The following is a 17,802-nucleotide window of genomic DNA, read 5'->3' on the forward strand; positions in this document are numbered from 1 at the left end:
TTTTACTCTCGGTAGAAATCGCCACCTATCCAGGCATCGTCCCTATATGCAAAAAGTGTCAGCGTTTCCACATCATCCTCCGAACCACTAACAGCAAGACCAGCAGAATAAGAACCGTTCAAGCTATCATCGGTGCATTCTGACGCCGTGGCGGTCATTGAGAATGCGGAATAACGGTAGTCTTCATCTTTTAGCACAACTGTGACTAGGCACCCCAACTCTAACGAACGCAACGAAGCAACACCATTTGTCATCGTAAACGTGTCGCTAGCCCCATCATCGTACTGATACCACGTCCCATTTAGGTCTGATAAATCACGACTCTTTTTAAACTGGTTGTTATTTTCGGCATCACCTGTGCCAGCAAAAGTGAACGTATCAGAACCATACTTTAGGCTGGCAGACAAAGCGCCATTATTAAATGAAACGGTAGAGTCATAGGTGTATTTATCATCACCGTCTATCTCGTAAAGAATCCCCGTTCCCGTGTTACCGTTCCAATTAAGGTCACCATATACAATAGAGCCTTCGGCGTTAATAAACGTGAACCCTGATTCGTTCACAAACGCCACCGACTCATATGTATTATCGTAAATGCTTGAAGTGCCATGCCAATAACCCACCGCACCATTGATAACGGTATTCGTAGAAGTTGACTCGCTAGAACTACCACCGCCACCGCAAGCAGTAAGAAAAACAGACGCCGCAACGGGCAAAAGAAGTGCTTTCATATCCTTGATTCCTTGTTATCCAAATAACGGCGGGGATAGTAGCACAGCTAGGCATTAGATAAAGATCAACGGGAAAAGCTAAAAGAGGAATCAAGTGTCCATATAGTGTCCACTTAGAGGGGTAAATATGGGTAAAAACTGTATAAATAAACAGTAAAAGTAAAGCTTTAAAACCCTGAAACGCCCGTGTTCTGGGCGTTTTCAAGGCATTAAAAAGGGGAGCAAAGCTCCCCGTTCCCCTCACAGCAGTTCGGTGTTAGGCATACACCTTTTAGCGCTGCTGTACCACGTTGGCCCCGATTGTCGACATCACTACTTGGACAAACTGGTTTGCTGAAATATACATTTCGAGCACGTTCTGATCATTCGGTCAGAATACAAAATACAACTTAGGATCGCAATATTTTTTGACCATTCGTACAAAAAAATATCAGTTCATCACTATGCAATTCCTGCCCTTCTTTTTTGCCTTGTACAACGCGACGTCCGCTCTTTTTATCACATCTTCGGGGAGCTCCCCTTCCTCGGCAGTTGCAATACCAATACTAGCCGTCACAGAGACCATTTTTTCTTTGTCTCCCACGGTGACATTTAATTGCTGCAAATGAATGTGTTCACGCAAATTTTCTAGAATCGTTTGAGCCTGCTCCAGCACTCGCCCCTTAAACAGAACCGTAAACTCTTCGCCACCATAGCGGTAGACCGATGCGGGACCTGATTCTTGCTGTAACACGCGCGCCACCAATTTCAACACTTCATCACCTTTATCATGTCCATACGAATCGTTAAATTTCTTAAAATGATCAATATCCAACATAGCCACTGCATAGCGCTTGGGTAATGCCACCAAAGCCTCATTAAGAGCTCTTCGTCCAGGCAACTGAGTCAATTCATCACGGTATGCCATACGGTGACTCTCAGCCACAACAAACCAAATCCAAATCAACATTTGAGCGCTTCGTAAAGACGATTCTTGTTGCGTGGTAAATGTCATCAGCTCAATTAGCAGCAATGTCACCAAACTCACAAGAACCGCGGCAGAAAAGCCATCTGCATGCCGCCACCACGTGATCGTACTCGCGACAATAGTCGTCAACACGACCAACCAACTTATCAACGTTGAGAAGGACAAACCTAACCACGGCAAATGCATGTTTAGAAACGTAAAATTAACCCACCCTCTTTCATAAAACACACTCCACGCAACCAGCATTATTAAGAAAAGCATGCGATTGAAGGCGTAGCGATTAAAGAAGCCACGCTCTTTCAACATCAACAAGAGCCCAAACCCAATCGCTGTAATCAATGTGGCGCTCGACGGTATCGACGATGTCGTCACATAAGGGAACATTACTGGTAGCAGCAGCAAACCACCCGCAAGCAGTACTTTACCTCGGTTAAAATGCCATGCTAAAAACACCATAACGAAAGCAAGGATATAAGGTAATAAAGGCAGCACACTAATCGCTAATTCTGGTAGTTCCAACACATAAGCACTGGCAAACAAGCTGATCAAGAGGATAAACAGTGGCACTAAAAGAGAGCCCATTTTTTGAGGCATCGTCAAACTCATCAAACCTTTCGATTATACTGAATCAATATCTTGCACCGAAAAGCATACATTTTCATTAATAATAAGATACAAAGACTAAATGAGAGCATATTATGGGTTTACTAGTAGAAGGCAAATGGCACGATCAGTGGTACGACACAAAAGCAACAAACGGAAAGTTTGTTCGTTCACAATCACAATTTAGAAACTGGTTAGTCGCACCTCAAGACTATGACGAGAACAACCCCCATCATTTTTTAGCGGAGTCTGGGCGCTATCATTTGTATGTATCACTCGCTTGTCCTTGGGCACATCGCACATTGATATTTCGTCAGCTTAAAAACCTAACCGAGCACATTAGTGTCAGCTGTGTGCATCCTCATATGCTAGAAAACGGTTGGGAGTTCAAGCATGAAGAGCGTTTTATAGATTCTCAGGTAGAAAGCGGAGATCCTCTGCATAATTTCGATTTCGCTTACCAAATCTACACAAAAGCAGATCCTGAATACTCAGGCCGAGTAACGGTCCCCATTCTGTGGGATAAAAAAACCAACACCATTGTCTCCAATGAATCAGCAGAGATCATTCGAATGTTTAATATGGCGTTCAATGAACTGACTGGTAACACAATCGATTTCTATCCAGACCACTTAAAAGACGACATAGACACCATCAATGATCGAATTTACGATACGGTCAATAACGGTGTATACAAATCTGGATTTGCCACAACTCAAGACGCTTATGAAGAAGCCGTGAAACCACTGTTCGATACGCTAGACTTTTTGGAAACGACACTCGACTCCCAACGTTATTTGCTGGGCGATCAACAGACCGAAGCGGATTGGCGCTTATTTACCACGTTGATTCGTTTTGATCCTGTTTATTTCGGTCACTTCAAATGCAACTTGAAACGTATTCTTGATTACCCGAATTTGAATGCGTATCTCAAACGTTTATACACAACCGAGAATATTGCTGAAACAGTAAACATGAATCACATAAAGCAGCACTATTATTACAGTCATGACACCATAAACCCAACTCGTATCGTACCGAATGGGCCCAATGAACTGTTTCGAACTTAACGTAGTCACCGAAATTAAGGGAAAATTGAGTAGTTTTTGACAATCTCCATACGATCAACTATCAAATCGTTACATTTTTTTGGATAATGCAAGATCAATAGATCGTAAGTACGAAGCGAGCAGCCTCATTTCAGGCTGCTCATTTTTGTATACGCACTGATTAAAGATGGTTGATTATGGAACGTAAATTACTTTGGGTTATTTCGTGTGTTGTGATTTTTATTTTATGGATAAAAATTGATCCACAGAGTTCGCAACCGAAAGAAACGAACAAACAAGAAAGTAGCGTTAGTAAACCGGCAGAAAAGGTCCAAGACGATAGCGTAGACAACGATTCGGATACCGCTAACGAAGATACTGAGACGCCTGTTACCGAAGAAGAAAAGGCGTATTTCAAAAGTCATCCAATCAGTGTGGAGACACCAAATTTCGCAGAAATCAGTGATATCAAAACGCGTAAGCAAACTTTTTTTGATTTCTTGACACCATTTGTTAATGAAAAGAACACTCTGCTGCTTCAAGATCGAGAACGAATTAAACAAATACTTGCGAACGACAATCCACCGAGTAGAGAAGACAAAAGCTGGATAGGGGCGCTCCGCAAGATTCATCGCCTAAACAAAGTTGATGTCTACGAGCATAAAGACATCGAAATTCTCTTAAAATATATCGACATCATCCCCGTTTCCTTGGTGCTCGCCCAAGCTGCGAATGAATCCGCATGGGGAACCTCTCGCTTCGCAACAGAAGGTAACAATTACTTCGGTCAATGGTGTTTCCGCAAAGGCTGTGGCCTCGTACCAAACTCCCGATCCGAAGACGCGGACCATGAAGTTCGTAAATTTAATGATGCACGTGAATCTGTGTTTGCGTACATAGACAACCTAAATAGCAATCCAGCTTATAAAGAACTCCGTGCGATACGCGCAGAGCTACGTCATCAAGACGAGCCTATCTCAGGCCTCGCGCTTGTTCACGGCTTGGATAAATACTCCCAACGTGGTCAAGCATACGTCGACGAAATTGAAAATTTAATCGACTACAATGAATTGTGGCGTTTCAATGTTCATGCTGATGACCAATCCACTAATAACGAATGATTAAAAAGTGCAGTCTAGATGGCTTTTTTCCCTCTAGACTGTAATTCAATACAAATTCGTGACTACTAGGGTGGCAGTGGCTCCCTCCCTTCCTTTACAATACTTGCCACCATCATTCCAATTTTAAATCGAGGACATTCCTTTGGCCCGTTTACCTGTTATTGTAGGCTTTGGCGGAATCAATTCGGCTGGACGAACTTCTTTTCATCAAGCATATCGTCGAATTATTTTTGATCTACTTCCCAATGACCTTCAACAGGAGGTTCTCCTAGACCTCGCAAACATTACTCAAATTGCAGAGTTTCAAAACGGTTTATGGTTAACGGCGGATGGCGAGGCCCTTGACGCTGAGACATTAATCGACACATTTGGAGAAGAAATTCTCGCACGCACTTTGATTCGTCGCATTCACCCAAGCCTATTTGATGTAGATAACGTCGTACTTCACAAAAGCTCCGCACTATCCCCAGTGAGCGAAGGAGAGAAGCTAAGTTTCAGTGTCAAGACACGCTCACTACCCGATAACATTCCAGCAAATTGGCAAGTAAAAGCACTCTCCAATACTCACAGTGAAATCACTGTTGATGGCACGCTGGAGACTTTTATTAAAGATACAAAATCACTTTCGGTTAAAGCGGCAGGGCAACTTCCAACCGGCTTTGACCCAGCAAAACTTTACCAGAGTCGAAACCACCCTCGTGGCTTACAAATGACAGTCTACGGTGCATCTGACGCAATTCTTAGCAGCGGTCTCGACTGGGATGTTGTACGCAACCAAGTCGCACCCGACCAAATTGCTGTCTATGCAGCCAATTCAATTGGGCAAATGGACGATCTCGGATTTGGCGGTATGCTAAAGTCGGCTCTTATGGGTAAACGCACAACCTCTAAGCACTTACCTTTGGGTTACGCCCAGATGCCAGCGGACTTCGTCAATGCCTATGTATTAGGTTCAGTTGGTAACGTCGGTACCTCTATAGGCGCATGCGCCACTTACTTTTTCAATTTAGAGCGTGCCATTGAATCCATCAAAAGCGGCAAAATCCGTGTTGCAATGGTTGGCGGTAGCGACGCACCAATCACCCCAGAAATCATAGAAGGTTTCCGAACAATGGGAGCGCTAGCAGAAGACACAGCGCTATTGGCTTTAGATCTGTTAGAAAACCAAAAAGAGCCTGACCACACTCGTAGTTGCCGCCCTTTTGCTCAAAACTGCGGATTTACAATTGGCGAGTCAAGTCAGTGGACACTGCTAATGGATGATGAACTCGCTATTGATCTAGGTGCGACTATTTATGGCGCTATCCCAGCGGTGTATGCATTTGCAGATGGCTACAAGAAATCGATCTCAGCACCTGGTGTAGGCAACTATCTAACCGTTAGTAAAGCCATGGCTTACCTTCAGAATATCATCGGCAAAGAAGGCCTAACCAAACACACATTTATTCAAGCACACGGTACAAGTACCCCGCAGAACCGAGTCACGGAATCTCATGTTCTAAGTAAAGCAGCAACCAGCTTCGGCGCGGATGCAATGCCTGTTACCGCAATGAAAGCCTATTTAGGCCACTCGCAAGGTACTGCTGGCGGCGATCAACTCCATTTATCTTTGGGTGTCTGGGAACACGGTGTATTGCCAGGCATTGTGACTTCAAGCGAAGTCGCCGACGATGTTTATCAAGCAGGACTGAAGTTCCAGCTAAAACATGAAGAGTATGGCAAAACGCATTTCGACGCTGCACTGCTAAATTCAAAAGGGTTTGGGGGCAACAATGCTACCGCTGTGTTATTAGCGCCCCATAAGGCTATAGAGCTTCTCAAGAAACGCTATTCTGAAGAACAAATTGAAGAATACTATGAGAAAAACGCCGCCATCAAAAGTGCTGCGACTGCCTACAATGAAGCGATGATACGAGGGGAGATTAAACCTATCTACCGCTTCGGGTTTAACGTTCTTGGCGGAGAAGAACTCGACATATCAGAACAACAAATTAAGCTACCTGGCTATGAAATCCCTGTAGACTTAAATGTTACAAACGATTTTGAAGACCTTATTTAGTAACAAAGCCTTCCTCTTAAACTCGCGTTAAGTGGAAGGCATCTTCAATTTTTCCATTAGAAAATCAATCAGCAGCCGCACTTTCCGTGGCAGCAATTTACGCTCTGCGTAAACTGCATAAAATTTGCCGGAAAATGTTTCATACTCACCTAAAAGAGGGACCAGTTGCCCACTTTTTATATAGGGGTCAACTAAAAAATCAGGCTGCATAATGATGCCCACCCCTTCCAAGCATAATCGCGTTAGTGCACTTCCATTATTAGCTAGAATAGACCCTTTAATAGTCACATCCTCTCGCAGCCCACCTTTTTGAAAATACCATTTTGTTGACAGAGGGGCATTCGTATACACCAAACAATTATGCTTGAGCAGGTCGGCTGGTATTTTTGGCCTCCCCCACTTTGCGATATATTCGGGGGACGCGCATACATGCCCTTTCATACTGCATAACGGGCGAGCAATAAATTGATCTCCACCTAAATCCCCACCTCGAACCGCCAAATCAATACCGGTTTCAGTTAAATCAACGCGTTTATCACTGAACTCAAGCTCTAACGTAATGTCTGGATACATATTTGAAAACTCACTAAGGATCGGCACCATGTGCGTCAAACCAAAGTCCATTGGCACACTTAACCGAAGATGTCCTTTTGGCTGATGTGCTAAATCGCTAAGCTCGTTTTCAGATTCCTCAATCGCCTCAAGGATAGGAATACAGTGGCGATAATACTGGCGGCCAGCATGGGTAATACTTATATTACGCGTATTACGATGCAACAGCTTGGTTCCCAGCCGCTCTTCTAACGAATTTATGTAACGAGTCACCATCGGACGTGAAATATCTAGCGACTCACTTGCAACCTTAAAGCTCTCCGCCTCATATACTCGACAAAACACCTTCATCGCTTGCAGCTTATCCACTATCTCACTCCCAATTTTAATCAAAAGTTCCGCACAACTATTTCACTTGGCGAAATAGTGTATTGTAAATTCGTGTAATTATGTATCGATAAAAAACTATTATACTGCTTCAACACTTACCAATGAATCTAGGAGACAATACATGAAAGCACTCGCACTAACGACAGCACTGCTTGTATCCGGTGGCGCACTTGCTGCGGATTACAATGTTGACCCAGCCCACTCAGCGGTATTATTTGAAGTTGGCCATTTAGGTGTGAGCACTACACCGGGCCGCTTCAATGAATTCGAAGGCTCTTTCTCTTTAGATGAAGGGAACAAGTCAGGCAAGGTAGAATTCACGATTCAAGCAGACAGTGTAGACACCAATCACGAAGCTCGTGACAAGCATCTTCGCAGCCCAGACTTTTTAGACGTTAAACAATTCCCAACTCTGACATTCAAAAGCACGGCTTTCGATGGCAAATCGCTAACAGGCGACCTAACCCTGCATGGTGTCACTAAGTCCGTGACGTTTGATGTTGAAAAAGTTGGAGAAGGTAAAGATCCATGGGGTGGCTACCGCGCTGGATTCGAAGCCAGCACAACTATCAAACGCAGCGATTTTGGTGTCAGTTACTTCATCCCAGGCGTAACCGATGAAACCGAGATTGAAGTGTTCATCGAAGGCATTCGCCAATAATAGGAGCGATGATGTACGAGGAAGCAGGTAATTCCAATCTCATAATGCTGCTCAATACAGCGGTTTACCCCTTTCTTGTGGCAGCGATATTGACCTTGCTTTTAAGCAAGGTCAATCGCGTCTTGATCACAACTAGTCTAGGGGCTGGCTTCTTAATTGGGTTAAGCCTAATTCACCAGGGATTAAATATTCCTCCCTCTAAGGCATTAGATTTTTTAACAGTAACAGTGCTACTTGGCATAATAAGTACTCTAATTGAACCGACGAAGTTCAGTCCTGTGTTCAAGCACTTATTCCTAATGGCTGCATTGTGGGTTAGTTTCTACCTTCTACTAAACCCAGTTTTAAAACATCAAAGCCAAGCAATAAGCTTAGTATGGGCTGCTAGTGCAGCATTTCTGGTACTTGTCATCAGTCGACTTCAAACACATGAGGCAAGCGCCAAATACTCTCATGCGCCAGCGATATCATTAATTATTGTCGCAGCAACCTCAGCACCCGTAGTATCTATCGGTGGAAGCCTACTGTTAGGACAGCTACTTGGCGTACTGGCTGCGAGCCTTGCTGGCGTCGTAGTAATACAGCGCTTTATTTGGAACGCTTCCAGCATCTCGACTGTCACACTTGGTTCGTTTGTATTAGCAGGCCTGTTAGCTCAAGCACACGTTTTAGCAGACCTTCCTGCATGGACAGTAGCGCTGGCATATATTTCTCTTCTAACGACGGTCATTTCAGGCTGGATACTTAAAGAAGACGGCTCAATAATCAGCACGCTTAAAGCTATTACACCTCAAGTTATTATAAGTGGCGCCATTGCTGCCATATCACTTTGGTACGTTTGGCCAGAAAGTAGCCTCTACTAATCGAGTAAGATGCTATCAACAAAAAAATGCCCGCATGTAGCGGGCATTTTATCTTCATTTCTAATCAAACCTAACTTTTAAATATAGTTCGGGTAGCACGCCAAAACGGCAATATGCATGCAGCAATCAAACTACTAATAAAACCAAAGGTAAGTAAGTAGCCAATGCTGATGTGGGAAACATCTAAAAATACACTCAAGAAAATCATATTCGGCACAACAATAAAGACCCAACTTCCCAATGTAAGTAGCATCATATCTAGGCCTGACGTCAAATTAGTTTTGACCAACACCCAAGCACTGAAATACGTATAACACAGCAGAGCTAGCGCAAATACAGCCAAACTCTCGGTTCCAAGCTGCCTTAGAGCACCTCTTTGCATTACCTCCGAGACATCGGATGGTGCCGCTGAATACCATATTGCCGCTACGATCAACTGCAATACATACACCAACAACACAGCCTTGAGATTCACTTTATACACGTATTCACCCTTTGCCTTCTACTTTTCAGGCACGCTGATACATTTCTTTAATAAGTCCTCGTAGAACAGGACGCCAAGAACGCTGCTTAATCCCAAAATGATTAAATATTTTACGACACGATAAAGACTGGCGCTTCACATCCACTGCCATCTCTAAAGCAGATGCGGTGTCCCCTATATTCTCCAACGCATTTTGCGCCCGCGCATCAAATTGACTGGATGTCGTCAATACGGCTTCTACGAGCCCCATCCAGCTCACCTCTTCAGAACAGCAATAATGATAAATTCCGGTATTCAGCGCCCCATAATGGCGCTGCTTAACAACAGAAAGCAAAACCCTTGCCACATCTGTGACGGGCGTTGGACAACCGATAGCGGTGTCATGAAATTCTATTTTTGCACCTTTTTTCACCAGGTTAATAGTATTCGACACAAAGTCGTCTTGCGTCCCACTAAACAACCAGCCAGTGCGCAGCACGATGTTACTGTCTGATGACAACACAATATTTTCCGCTTGAATTAACCGTTTAGCGTGACGACTGCGACCATCTGTTTCATCTGTTTCCAAGTAAGACGCTTCTTTATCACCAAGAAATACTTGCACTCCACTCAGCATATACAAAGGCGGACACGCTTTACGGGCGACAACACCTTCTAACAATTGGAGATACTCGGTGTACTCGTCTTGCGTTACGCTTCGTAGTGAGTAAGCATCAATTATGGCATCACAGTAAAAGCTGTCTAATACCGAGGAAGACACGATAGAAATTACGTCATCACACGGTGTTTCCAACCAGTCAAAATCAAAGTCATTATCATAATAGTTACGAATCGCTCGCCCTAATTCTGTATCACTGCCAAGTAATACAACCTTCATCGGCGCATTAATGTCATTTTGTTTAGTCAACTTCAACCTCATGCCAGTTTGGCAACACACGTTGTAAATTCACGCGAGTGTCATGCGCGATTTGCTCTAATGACTGGTCCCGTAGGCTCGCAACACACTCCGCTACCAACGGAATATTTTTGGGAGTATTTACCAGCCCTTGGAAGCCTTTAAGAGGCATATCTGGAGAGTCCGTTTCTAACACATAATCCGAGTCGTCCAATGCCCTAAGTACCCGGTGAGCTTTCTTTGCTCTAGGGTATGTAACTGTGCCACCAACACCAATAACGAAGCCCAACTCAACGAACTGCTGAGCTTGCTGCAAACTGCCGTTAAAGGCATGCACGATCCCACCTTGGGTGAATCGAAGCTGGCGTATATACTTTAACAAATCATCTTCACTTTTACGCGCATGGAGAATGACGGGCAATCGATGACTTTGCGCAAGTTCAAGTTGCGCGATAAACACGTGCTCCTGCAACCTATAGGCGGGCATATTTGGCCATTTATCCAAACCTATCTCACCGACTGCAACCACAGAGGTATTCAACAAAATCTGCTCTAAGAGGGATAGATGACTATCCTCATATTGTTCTAAAAAATATGGATGCAACCCCAAGGCAATCGAGATTTGTTGATAACGATGCGGTAACGCCACCACTTTGGACCAAGACGCTGCCGTTGTACTCGGCACAATAAACGAATTAACATCGGACTGGGCACAGTCTAACAATAGCGAGTCCAGTATATCGTCGAAACATGCGAAATCTAAATGGCAATGGCTGTCTGTGTACATCAGGAAAGATTACATGAACACATAAAAAGTCTCTAGAGTAGAGAACTATGGGAGTGTAAAAAAGCCGCACACAATGCGCGGCTTTTTCGTAAAGACAACTGTAAAAGCTAAATTAAAGCTTCGGGCCAGCGTTAACAATATCTTCAGAGACAGTTTCGAACTTCTTAAAGTTCTCTACAAACTGAGTGATTAAGCCTTTTGCTTGCTCATCATAAGCGGCCTTATCTTCCCAAGTATCACGCGGATTAAGTAGCACGCTATCTACCCCTTCGACCGCAACAGGAACATCTACGTTCAACTGATCCAAGTGTGTCGTCTCAGTATTTGCTAGAGCTCCAGATTGGATAGCAGCAATCACTGCACGAGTGGTAGGAATGCTGAAACGCTTGCCACCTTTGCCATGTGCACCACCAGTCCAACCAGTGTTGACCAAGTAAACCTTGCTACCAAATTCTTCGATACGTTTCATCAATAGATCTGCGTAAACGTCCGCTGAACGTGGGAAGAATGGCGCACCGAAACACGTAGAGAAAGTAGATTTAATACCGCTGCCTGCACCCATTTCTGTTGAACCAACCAACGCTGTGTAGCCGCTCAAGAAGTGGTATGCCGCCGCCTCTTTGCTCAAGACAGAAACAGGAGGCAAAACACCTGTTAAATCACATGTTAAGAAGATAACCGCTTTTGGCTCTCCCGCACGGTTGCCTTCTGCACGCTTATCAATATGAAGACGTGGGTAGCCAGCACGACCATTTTGCGTCAGAGATGTATCTGTGTAATCAGCGGTACGAGTCTCTTCGTCTAACACAACGTTTTCTAGAATCGTACCGAATTTGATCGCTTTCCAAATAACGGGCTCATTCTTTTCAGACAAATCGATTGTTTTAGCGTAACACCCACCTTCGATATTGAAGACTGTGCCTTTACCCCAACCGTGCTCATCATCACCAATTAGAAAACGAGATTCATCGGCAGACAATGTCGTTTTACCTGTACCAGAAAGACCAAAGAACAAGGTTACGTCGCCGTCTGAGCCAACGTTTGCTGCACAGTGCATCGGTAGGACGTCGTGATCTGGAAGCAGGTAGTTTTGTACTGAGAACATTGCCTTCTTCATTTCACCAGCGTAGCGCATGCCTGCGATCAGGACTTTACGCTCTTTAAAGTTCAGAATGACACAACCGTCAGAGTTGGTGCCATCACGCTCAGGCTGACACTCAAATGTTGGCACGTTTAGAATCTGCCACTCGCCTTTATCAGCTGGGTTGTATGATTCTGGATTGATAAATAGATTGCGGCCAAACAAGTGCTGCCAAGCTGTTTCTGTTCGCATTTGAACAGGAATATAGTAATCATCACCTGCACCGACATGAACATCTGACAAATACGACTTCTTAGCATCTAAATACGCTTCAACTCGCTCCCAAAGTGGGGCAAATTTCTCTTCTGGAAATGGGCGGTTAACAGGCCCCCAGTGAATAGAGTCTTTCGTCGTATCCTCTTCAACGATAAAACGATCCATTGGAGAGCGACCCGTACGTGCACCTGTTTTTACAACCAGTGCTCCTGAGTCCGCTAGCACGCCTTCACCATCTGCAATCGCAAACTCTACGAGTTTAGAAGTAGGAAGGTTACGTAAAATAGTGTGGTCGTCTGATCTGGTGTTCATGTTGCTGTAGTCCTCTGAACAAAAAGGTTCAATGTTCTTGTCAGTTAGTAAAAAGGGATAGAATACATACTAACAAAACAATCTAAAAAAAAATATTGATATAACGAAGTGTTATTTTATTTCATTTTTATCACTCACTCATGTAGGTGCAAGCAATTGTTTTATAAGTTTTTTTACATTTTTTGAGCTATTTACAGCCGCTGTTAGCATTATGGTCTCGCCTATTTATATGTAAAAAAATTACATATTTGTTTTTTTGCTACTCAAATGTATGGCTAATTATGACGATATTGAAAAAGAAATTAGATTTATACGCAGCCATTAATACGTTATTATTAGAAAAACTGCCGCGATTTCTGATGATTATCGTGCTCATAATAATAAATTCCGTAATTTTTAAACTTTAGGCACTCACCATCTACAGGCACCTCCGCCTGCTCAATGGTAGGATTATTTCTAACCTTCCCCTGTTCTAAACAAAGGTAGACCTTACGCTATGCAAAACGTGAATCAGAGCTGCAACATTGGATTCGTTGGACTCGGTGTCATGGGCAAAAACCTTGCTCTTAACCTTGCCGACCATGGTTATCGCGTTGCAGGTTTTGATCTTGATAACGATAAAGTCCAAGACGTTCTTAGTACTGAAGCAACTGAACGCCCCGACTCTATCAATGAAGCGAGAATCATTGGTTGCGACAACCTCAAACAAATGCTCGACACACTCGTAAGCCCACGCGTCGTTGTTGTATTAGTCCCTGCAGGCAACCCTGTGGATGCTGTTTGCCAAAGTCTTATTGAAGCAGGCCTTGCTCCGGACGATATCGTGGTAGATTGCGGCAACAGCCAGTGGACTGACACGATCCGTCGTGAACGTGATTACAAGGACAAGTTTAAGTTCTTTGGAACAGCGGTATCGGGGGGAGAAGTGGGTGCTCGTTTCGGACCTTCGTTGATGCCGGGCGGCGACGCAGACTCCTGGAAATACTTGCAACCTATGTGGGAAGCCGTCGCAGCGAAAGTTGATGTCGACGGAAAACCAATAGAAACTCGTATTCCTGGAAAGCCCGTTAAAGAAGGTGAGCCCTGCACAGCATATTTAGGCCCCAACGGTGCCGGCCACTACGTCAAGATGGTTCACAATGGTATCGAATACGCAGACATGCAGCTTATTTGTGAGGCCTACCATTTACTTCGTTCACTGCTTGGCTATGAGCCAGCAGAAATCGGAAAACTATTTGAAAAATGGAATGAAGGCGTTCTGAATAGCTATTTAGTCGAAATTAGTGCTGATATTTTACAACAGTACGATGGTGCAACTGGGGCACCGTTGGTCGATATGATTTTAGACAGCGCTGGACAAAAAGGTACTGGACGATGGACATCAATTAGCGCAACACAGATGGGCGTCCCAGCAGGCATTATTAGTGAATCTGTTTATGCTCGCGCCTTGAGTACACTCACCGCAGAGCGTGAAAAGGCGGCGGGCTTTTTAACCGCTGAAGTAGAAAGCTCAGAAATAGATGCAGAAGCTGTCGAGAAGGCCATCGAGAATGCACTGTATTGCGCGAAAATCTGCGCTTACGCACAAGGCTTCCAAATCATGCGTGCTGCGCAAACCGAGTACGACTGGACACTTAATTTCACGGATATCGCGAAGATCTGGCGTGGTGGTTGTATTATTCGCGCTTCATTCTTACAGAAAATTGCTGACGCCTTCGATAAGAATCACAGTTTAGAAAACCTCTTGTTAGATGATTATTTCGCCGATGCAATGGCCAATAAGCAAAAAGGCCTACGCGACGCCGTCGTTTTAGCTGCTCAGTCAGGCATACCAACACCTTCTTTCTATTCAGCTTTAGCGTACTTTGACGGCTATCGTTCGGAGGTACTTCCTGCCAACTTGCTGCAAGCACAGCGCGACTACTTTGGTGCCCATACTTATGAGCGCATTGATGCAGAGCCTGGCGTCAAATTTCATACTCATTGGCAACAAAAAGGTCGACCAGAGACAAAAGTAAAATAGACATCGTCTTTATTTCATAAGGCCCCACGCTATTACATGAGTATAGTGTGGGCTTTTCTATTTGGGCTGAACTAAGACCAAATTAGCAGCAGCCCTTTACAACTACTTAGCCGTCTGCTTTTCAATGGCAGTAAGCATACCACGGAGCATACCGACTTCCTGTTGATCAAGCTGTGAGCGCTGATATAGGCGTCGAAAGCGCGTCATTACTTGTCGAGGGGCCTTCGGATCCAAGAACTCTATATCCCCAAGTACTTTCTCTAAATGTTCCAGCATGTAATCAAGCTGTTCAGCCGTGGCTGCAGGTACATCCCACTTACTTTCTACAATAGGCCCACCTTTTAAACTCAGCGCTTGCATACGTAGCTCATAAGCAATGACTTGAACCGCGGCTCCCAGATTGAGCGAGCTAAATTCTTCTACCGATGGAATATGAACATGGTAGTGACAGCGCTGTAATTCTTCATTAGTCAAACCACGATCTTCTCGACCAAAGACAAATGCTGTCTTTAACGTATCACTAAAAACCAATTCCGCCGCTTGGCGAGGATCGACCAACGTAACAGGAATATGTCGTTCTCGAGCACTGGTACCAATAACCAACTGACAATCAGCAACCGCCTCCTCTAGAGTAGCAACAACCGTCGCATTCTCTAAAATGTCCGTTGCACCGGACGCACGACTGTCGGCTTCTGGGTCAGGAAATTGCTTTGGCTCCACCAGTACTAGATCTGCCAACCCCATATTCTTCATCGCGCGCGCGGCGCCGCCAATGTTGCCTGGATGTGAGGTATTCACTAGTACAATTTTTATATTTTGGTGCATGTCGAGCCTTATTACGAAAGTAAATCAATCTTAAAGGCCGTTATGGTATCAAATATTGATTCACAGGATACATTTTGAACAGAATTTAACCATTTAATAACTGGCTTAGCATCGATAATTGGGCTAGAATTCGCGCCCATATCGCTGACGATTCCGTCTGGCGCGCTCTTTAACACTTTAACCGCAACTCTTTACCTATCATTGGGTAAGGACTGCCCTATTTGTATTATATTGGTATCTCATGCAACCTAGAATTAATGTCGCAATGAAAGCAGCGCGTACCGCTGCAGATTTCATCATTCATACGCAAGAAAAATTATTGTTCGATAAAGAGCAAGGTTCAAACGCAACCGAAGTCTACAACAACGTATGTACGGGTGCCGAAAAAAGCATCGTCCATCATTTAGCAAAAGCTTACCCAGCAGACACCATCACAACCCGTCTACAAGGGACCGTACAAGAAGGTTCAGAAGGGGAATGGATCATCGATGCGATCCAAGGGCAGCATCTTTTTTCACGCGGTCTACCTGGCTACGTGATGACATTAAGTTACCTCGTTGCGGGTAAAGTGGAACACGCGATTGTCCTAAATCCGATGACCCGCGATGAGTTTTATGCTAGCAAAGGTCGTGGTGCATACCTAAACAATTCTCGTATCCGCACGGGCAATGCACGCGCGCTAGAAGGTACCACTGTTGGTACTCAATTCCCTGGTACAGAATCGACCGTTCCTTATGCTGCTGGCCAATTTGCAGTCCTTAACGAGATTGCTAATAAAGGCGCACGAGCTGTCATCCAAGATGCGCCTTCTTTAATGCTCGCCAACGTCGCTGCGGGTCGTCTAGATGCCGCATGGGGATTGGAGCTACGTGATTGGGAAGTTCAAGCGCCGCTATTTATTGCAAAAGAAGCGGGATGCCTATTTGCAGGCTTTGACGGGTCACCGAATTACGAAAGTGGCAACGTTCTTTGCGCTAACGCTCGTCTATTTAAATCTCTACTACCCCTGCTCAACAAAAATTTAAGCAAGTAATTGTTTTCAATAAAAAAGCCAGCATTTGATGCTGGCTTTTTTATTTCCGAATAGGTCAAACAATAAGTATTATTTAGACTGCTTGTAAAAATGCTCAAAGCAGTAGTTCGTCGCGTCCACAAACCCTTCAACACTACCACAATCAAAGCGACGACCTTTGAATTTATACGCTAATACACAGCCTTCTTTGGCTTGGCGTAAAATGGCGTCCGTTATTTGGACCTCTCCATTCGCCCCTGGCGGCGTTTCGCGAATCTTATCAAAGATATCTGGCGTTAGAATATAACGACCGATGATCGCAAGGTTTGATGGCGCATCTTCTTTCTTTGGCTTCTCCACCATATCTGTGACGCGAAATAGACCTTCCATCATGGAATCGCCTGCAATCACGCCATACTTATGCACTTCATCTTCAGGAACTTCTTGAATCGCAACGATCGAGCAGCGGAATTGTTTGTATAGCTTCGCCATTTGCTCCATCACACTCACACCGTCTTCACCGATACATAAATCATCGGCTAAAACCACACCAAACGCTTCGTCTCCAATCAAAGGCTCACCGGTCAAAATAGCGTGCCCAAGCCCCAACATATTGTGTTGGCGCGTAAACGAAAAATTAACATTGTCGATTAGACTACGGATACCTTCTAAGTATTCTTCTTTAGCCGTGCCCGCAATTTGATGCTCTAGCTCATAGCTAATATCGAAGTGGTCCGCTATTGCCCGCTTACCTCGTCCCGTTACGAACGTTACATTATCTAAACCAGCCGCCACTGCCTCTTCAACCCCGTATTGCACCAAAGGCTTATTAACAACAGGTAGCATTTCTTTAGGCATAGACTTTGTCGCTGGTAAAAAGCGCGTTCCATAGCCCGCAACCGGGAACAAACATTTACGAATCATAATTTTTTCCTTATACAACCGATACGAGGGTCGCCTAAAACGAATAAAGCACGGCAAACCAAATTAGAATAACATTGATCCTATGACATATTGAATAACATATCTGGATAACAGCTAGGGATAGATAAGCCCCTACCTAACTAAATGTTTCTTTTAAAACAGCCTCTTCACCGAAGCACGGATCATG

Annotated in this window: 16 protein-coding genes; 7 read left to right on the forward strand and 9 right to left on the reverse strand. The window is 44.4% G+C overall.

Translation table 11 applies throughout. The features are described from left to right. Positions 1–2 precede the first annotated feature (2 nt). Both DN730_RS13330 and DN730_RS13335 read right to left on the reverse strand, forming a co-directional pair. Positions 3–731 carry a hypothetical protein gene (locus tag DN730_RS13330; RefSeq protein ID WP_115468641.1) on the reverse strand — a complete coding sequence of 243 codons (729 nt, stop codon included), beginning with the start codon at positions 729–731 and terminating at the stop codon, positions 3–5. A gap of 430 nt (positions 732–1,161) precedes the next feature. Further along, positions 1,162–2,292 carry a GGDEF domain-containing protein gene (locus DN730_RS13335; protein ID WP_158541215.1) on the reverse strand — a complete coding sequence of 377 codons (1,131 nt, stop codon included), beginning with the start codon at positions 2,290–2,292 and terminating at the stop codon, positions 1,162–1,164. 104 nt (positions 2,293–2,396) lie between these two features. Here DN730_RS13335 and DN730_RS13340 point away from each other — a divergent pair, with 104 nt between their 5' ends. The 3 genes from DN730_RS13340 to DN730_RS13350 all read left to right on the forward strand — a co-directional run bounded on the left by DN730_RS13340 (position 2,397) and on the right by DN730_RS13350 (position 6,530). Then, positions 2,397–3,371, forward strand: coding sequence for a glutathione S-transferase family protein (locus DN730_RS13340; protein WP_115468643.1), 975 nt, complete (start codon positions 2,397–2,399; stop codon positions 3,369–3,371). A gap of 176 nt (positions 3,372–3,547) precedes the next feature. Then, positions 3,548–4,471 carry a glucosaminidase domain-containing protein gene (locus DN730_RS13345; RefSeq protein ID WP_115468644.1) on the forward strand — a complete coding sequence of 308 codons (924 nt, stop codon included), beginning with the start codon at positions 3,548–3,550 and terminating at the stop codon, positions 4,469–4,471. A gap of 142 nt (positions 4,472–4,613) precedes the next feature. Further along, entirely contained in the window at positions 4,614–6,530 is a 1,917-nt protein-coding gene (locus tag DN730_RS13350) for a beta-ketoacyl synthase (RefSeq protein WP_115468645.1), read from the forward strand. A gap of 27 nt (positions 6,531–6,557) precedes the next feature. On the opposite strand, the gene DN730_RS13355 is transcribed toward DN730_RS13350, so the two are convergent. Continuing rightward, positions 6,558–7,451 (reverse strand): LysR family transcriptional regulator, encoded by an 894-nt coding sequence (locus tag DN730_RS13355; RefSeq protein WP_115468646.1) that lies wholly within the window; start codon positions 7,449–7,451, stop codon positions 6,558–6,560. Positions 7,452–7,593: 142 nt separating this feature from the next. Between DN730_RS13355 and DN730_RS13360 the strand changes: the two genes are divergently transcribed. Beyond that, positions 7,594–8,133: a YceI family protein gene (locus DN730_RS13360; RefSeq protein WP_115468647.1), complete on the forward strand. Its 540-nt coding sequence runs from the start codon at positions 7,594–7,596 to the stop codon at positions 8,131–8,133. Between the two features lie 11 nt (positions 8,134–8,144). Further along, on the forward strand, positions 8,145–8,996 hold the full coding sequence (locus DN730_RS13365) for a hypothetical protein (RefSeq protein WP_115468648.1): 852 nt from the start codon (positions 8,145–8,147) through the stop codon (positions 8,994–8,996). A gap of 70 nt (positions 8,997–9,066) precedes the next feature. Here the strand turns inward: DN730_RS13365 and DN730_RS13370 are convergent, their stop codons facing one another. The 4 genes from DN730_RS13370 to DN730_RS13385 form a co-directional block, all read right to left on the reverse strand. Beyond that, positions 9,067–9,480 carry a hypothetical protein gene (locus tag DN730_RS13370; RefSeq protein WP_115468649.1) on the reverse strand — a complete coding sequence of 138 codons (414 nt, stop codon included), beginning with the start codon at positions 9,478–9,480 and terminating at the stop codon, positions 9,067–9,069. Between the two features lie 25 nt (positions 9,481–9,505). Next, on the reverse strand, positions 9,506–10,387 hold the full coding sequence (locus DN730_RS13375; RefSeq protein WP_245957968.1) for a sugar nucleotide-binding protein: 882 nt from the start codon (positions 10,385–10,387) through the stop codon (positions 9,506–9,508). Next, positions 10,380–11,162 carry a TatD family hydrolase gene (locus tag DN730_RS13380; RefSeq protein WP_115468651.1) on the reverse strand — a complete coding sequence of 261 codons (783 nt, stop codon included), beginning with the start codon at positions 11,160–11,162 and terminating at the stop codon, positions 10,380–10,382. The genes DN730_RS13375 and DN730_RS13380 overlap by 8 nt, the downstream gene beginning before the upstream one ends. Before the next feature lie 112 nt (positions 11,163–11,274). Then, positions 11,275–12,831: a phosphoenolpyruvate carboxykinase gene (locus DN730_RS13385; protein ID WP_115468652.1), complete on the reverse strand. Its 1,557-nt coding sequence runs from the start codon at positions 12,829–12,831 to the stop codon at positions 11,275–11,277. A gap of 496 nt (positions 12,832–13,327) precedes the next feature. On the opposite strand from DN730_RS13385, the gene gndA reads away from it, so the two are divergent. Further along, positions 13,328–14,854 (forward strand): NADP-dependent phosphogluconate dehydrogenase, encoded by a 1,527-nt coding sequence (gndA, locus tag DN730_RS13390; protein WP_115468653.1) that lies wholly within the window; start codon positions 13,328–13,330, stop codon positions 14,852–14,854. Positions 14,855–14,956: 102 nt separating this feature from the next. Here the strand turns inward: gndA and DN730_RS13395 are convergent, their stop codons facing one another. Continuing rightward, positions 14,957–15,679, reverse strand: a complete 723-nt coding sequence (locus DN730_RS13395; protein WP_115468654.1) for an RNA methyltransferase — start codon at positions 15,677–15,679, stop codon at positions 14,957–14,959. Between the two features lie 241 nt (positions 15,680–15,920). Between DN730_RS13395 and DN730_RS13400 the strand changes: the two genes are divergently transcribed. Further along, entirely contained in the window at positions 15,921–16,712 is a 792-nt protein-coding gene (locus tag DN730_RS13400) for an inositol monophosphatase family protein (RefSeq protein ID WP_115468655.1), read from the forward strand. A 69-nt stretch (positions 16,713–16,781) separates the two neighbouring features. Here DN730_RS13400 and galU read toward each other — a convergent pair whose 3' ends face one another. After that, on the reverse strand, positions 16,782–17,615 hold the full coding sequence (galU, locus tag DN730_RS13405) for a UTP--glucose-1-phosphate uridylyltransferase GalU (protein ID WP_115468656.1): 834 nt from the start codon (positions 17,613–17,615) through the stop codon (positions 16,782–16,784). Positions 17,616–17,802 lie beyond the last annotated feature (187 nt).

Source organism: Marinomonas piezotolerans, assembly GCF_003362755.1.
Classification (GTDB): Bacteria; Pseudomonadota; Gammaproteobacteria; order Pseudomonadales; family Marinomonadaceae; genus Marinomonas; species Marinomonas piezotolerans.

Coding starts and splice junctions, on each gene's coding strand:
- DN730_RS13340 (WP_115468643.1), top strand. CDS start 2,397: ATGGGTTTACTAGTAGAAGGCAAATGGCACGATCAGTGGTACGACACA.
- gndA (WP_115468653.1), top strand. CDS start 13,328: ATGCAAAACGTGAATCAGAGCTGCAACATTGGATTCGTTGGACTCGGT.
- DN730_RS13335 (WP_158541215.1), bottom strand. CDS start 2,292: ATGCCTCAAAAAATGGGCTCTCTTTTAGTGCCACTGTTTATCCTCTTG.
- DN730_RS13330 (WP_115468641.1), bottom strand. CDS start 731: ATGAAAGCACTTCTTTTGCCCGTTGCGGCGTCTGTTTTTCTTACTGCT.
- DN730_RS13400 (WP_115468655.1), top strand. CDS start 15,921: ATGCAACCTAGAATTAATGTCGCAATGAAAGCAGCGCGTACCGCTGCA.
- DN730_RS13395 (WP_115468654.1), bottom strand. CDS start 15,679: ATGCACCAAAATATAAAAATTGTACTAGTGAATACCTCACATCCAGGC.
- DN730_RS13385 (WP_115468652.1), bottom strand. CDS start 12,831: ATGAACACCAGATCAGACGACCACACTATTTTACGTAACCTTCCTACT.
- DN730_RS13360 (WP_115468647.1), top strand. CDS start 7,594: ATGAAAGCACTCGCACTAACGACAGCACTGCTTGTATCCGGTGGCGCA.
- galU (WP_115468656.1), bottom strand. CDS start 17,615: ATGATTCGTAAATGTTTGTTCCCGGTTGCGGGCTATGGAACGCGCTTT.
- DN730_RS13365 (WP_115468648.1), top strand. CDS start 8,145: ATGTACGAGGAAGCAGGTAATTCCAATCTCATAATGCTGCTCAATACA.
- DN730_RS13345 (WP_115468644.1), top strand. CDS start 3,548: ATGGAACGTAAATTACTTTGGGTTATTTCGTGTGTTGTGATTTTTATT.
- DN730_RS13380 (WP_115468651.1), bottom strand. CDS start 11,162: ATGTACACAGACAGCCATTGCCATTTAGATTTCGCATGTTTCGACGAT.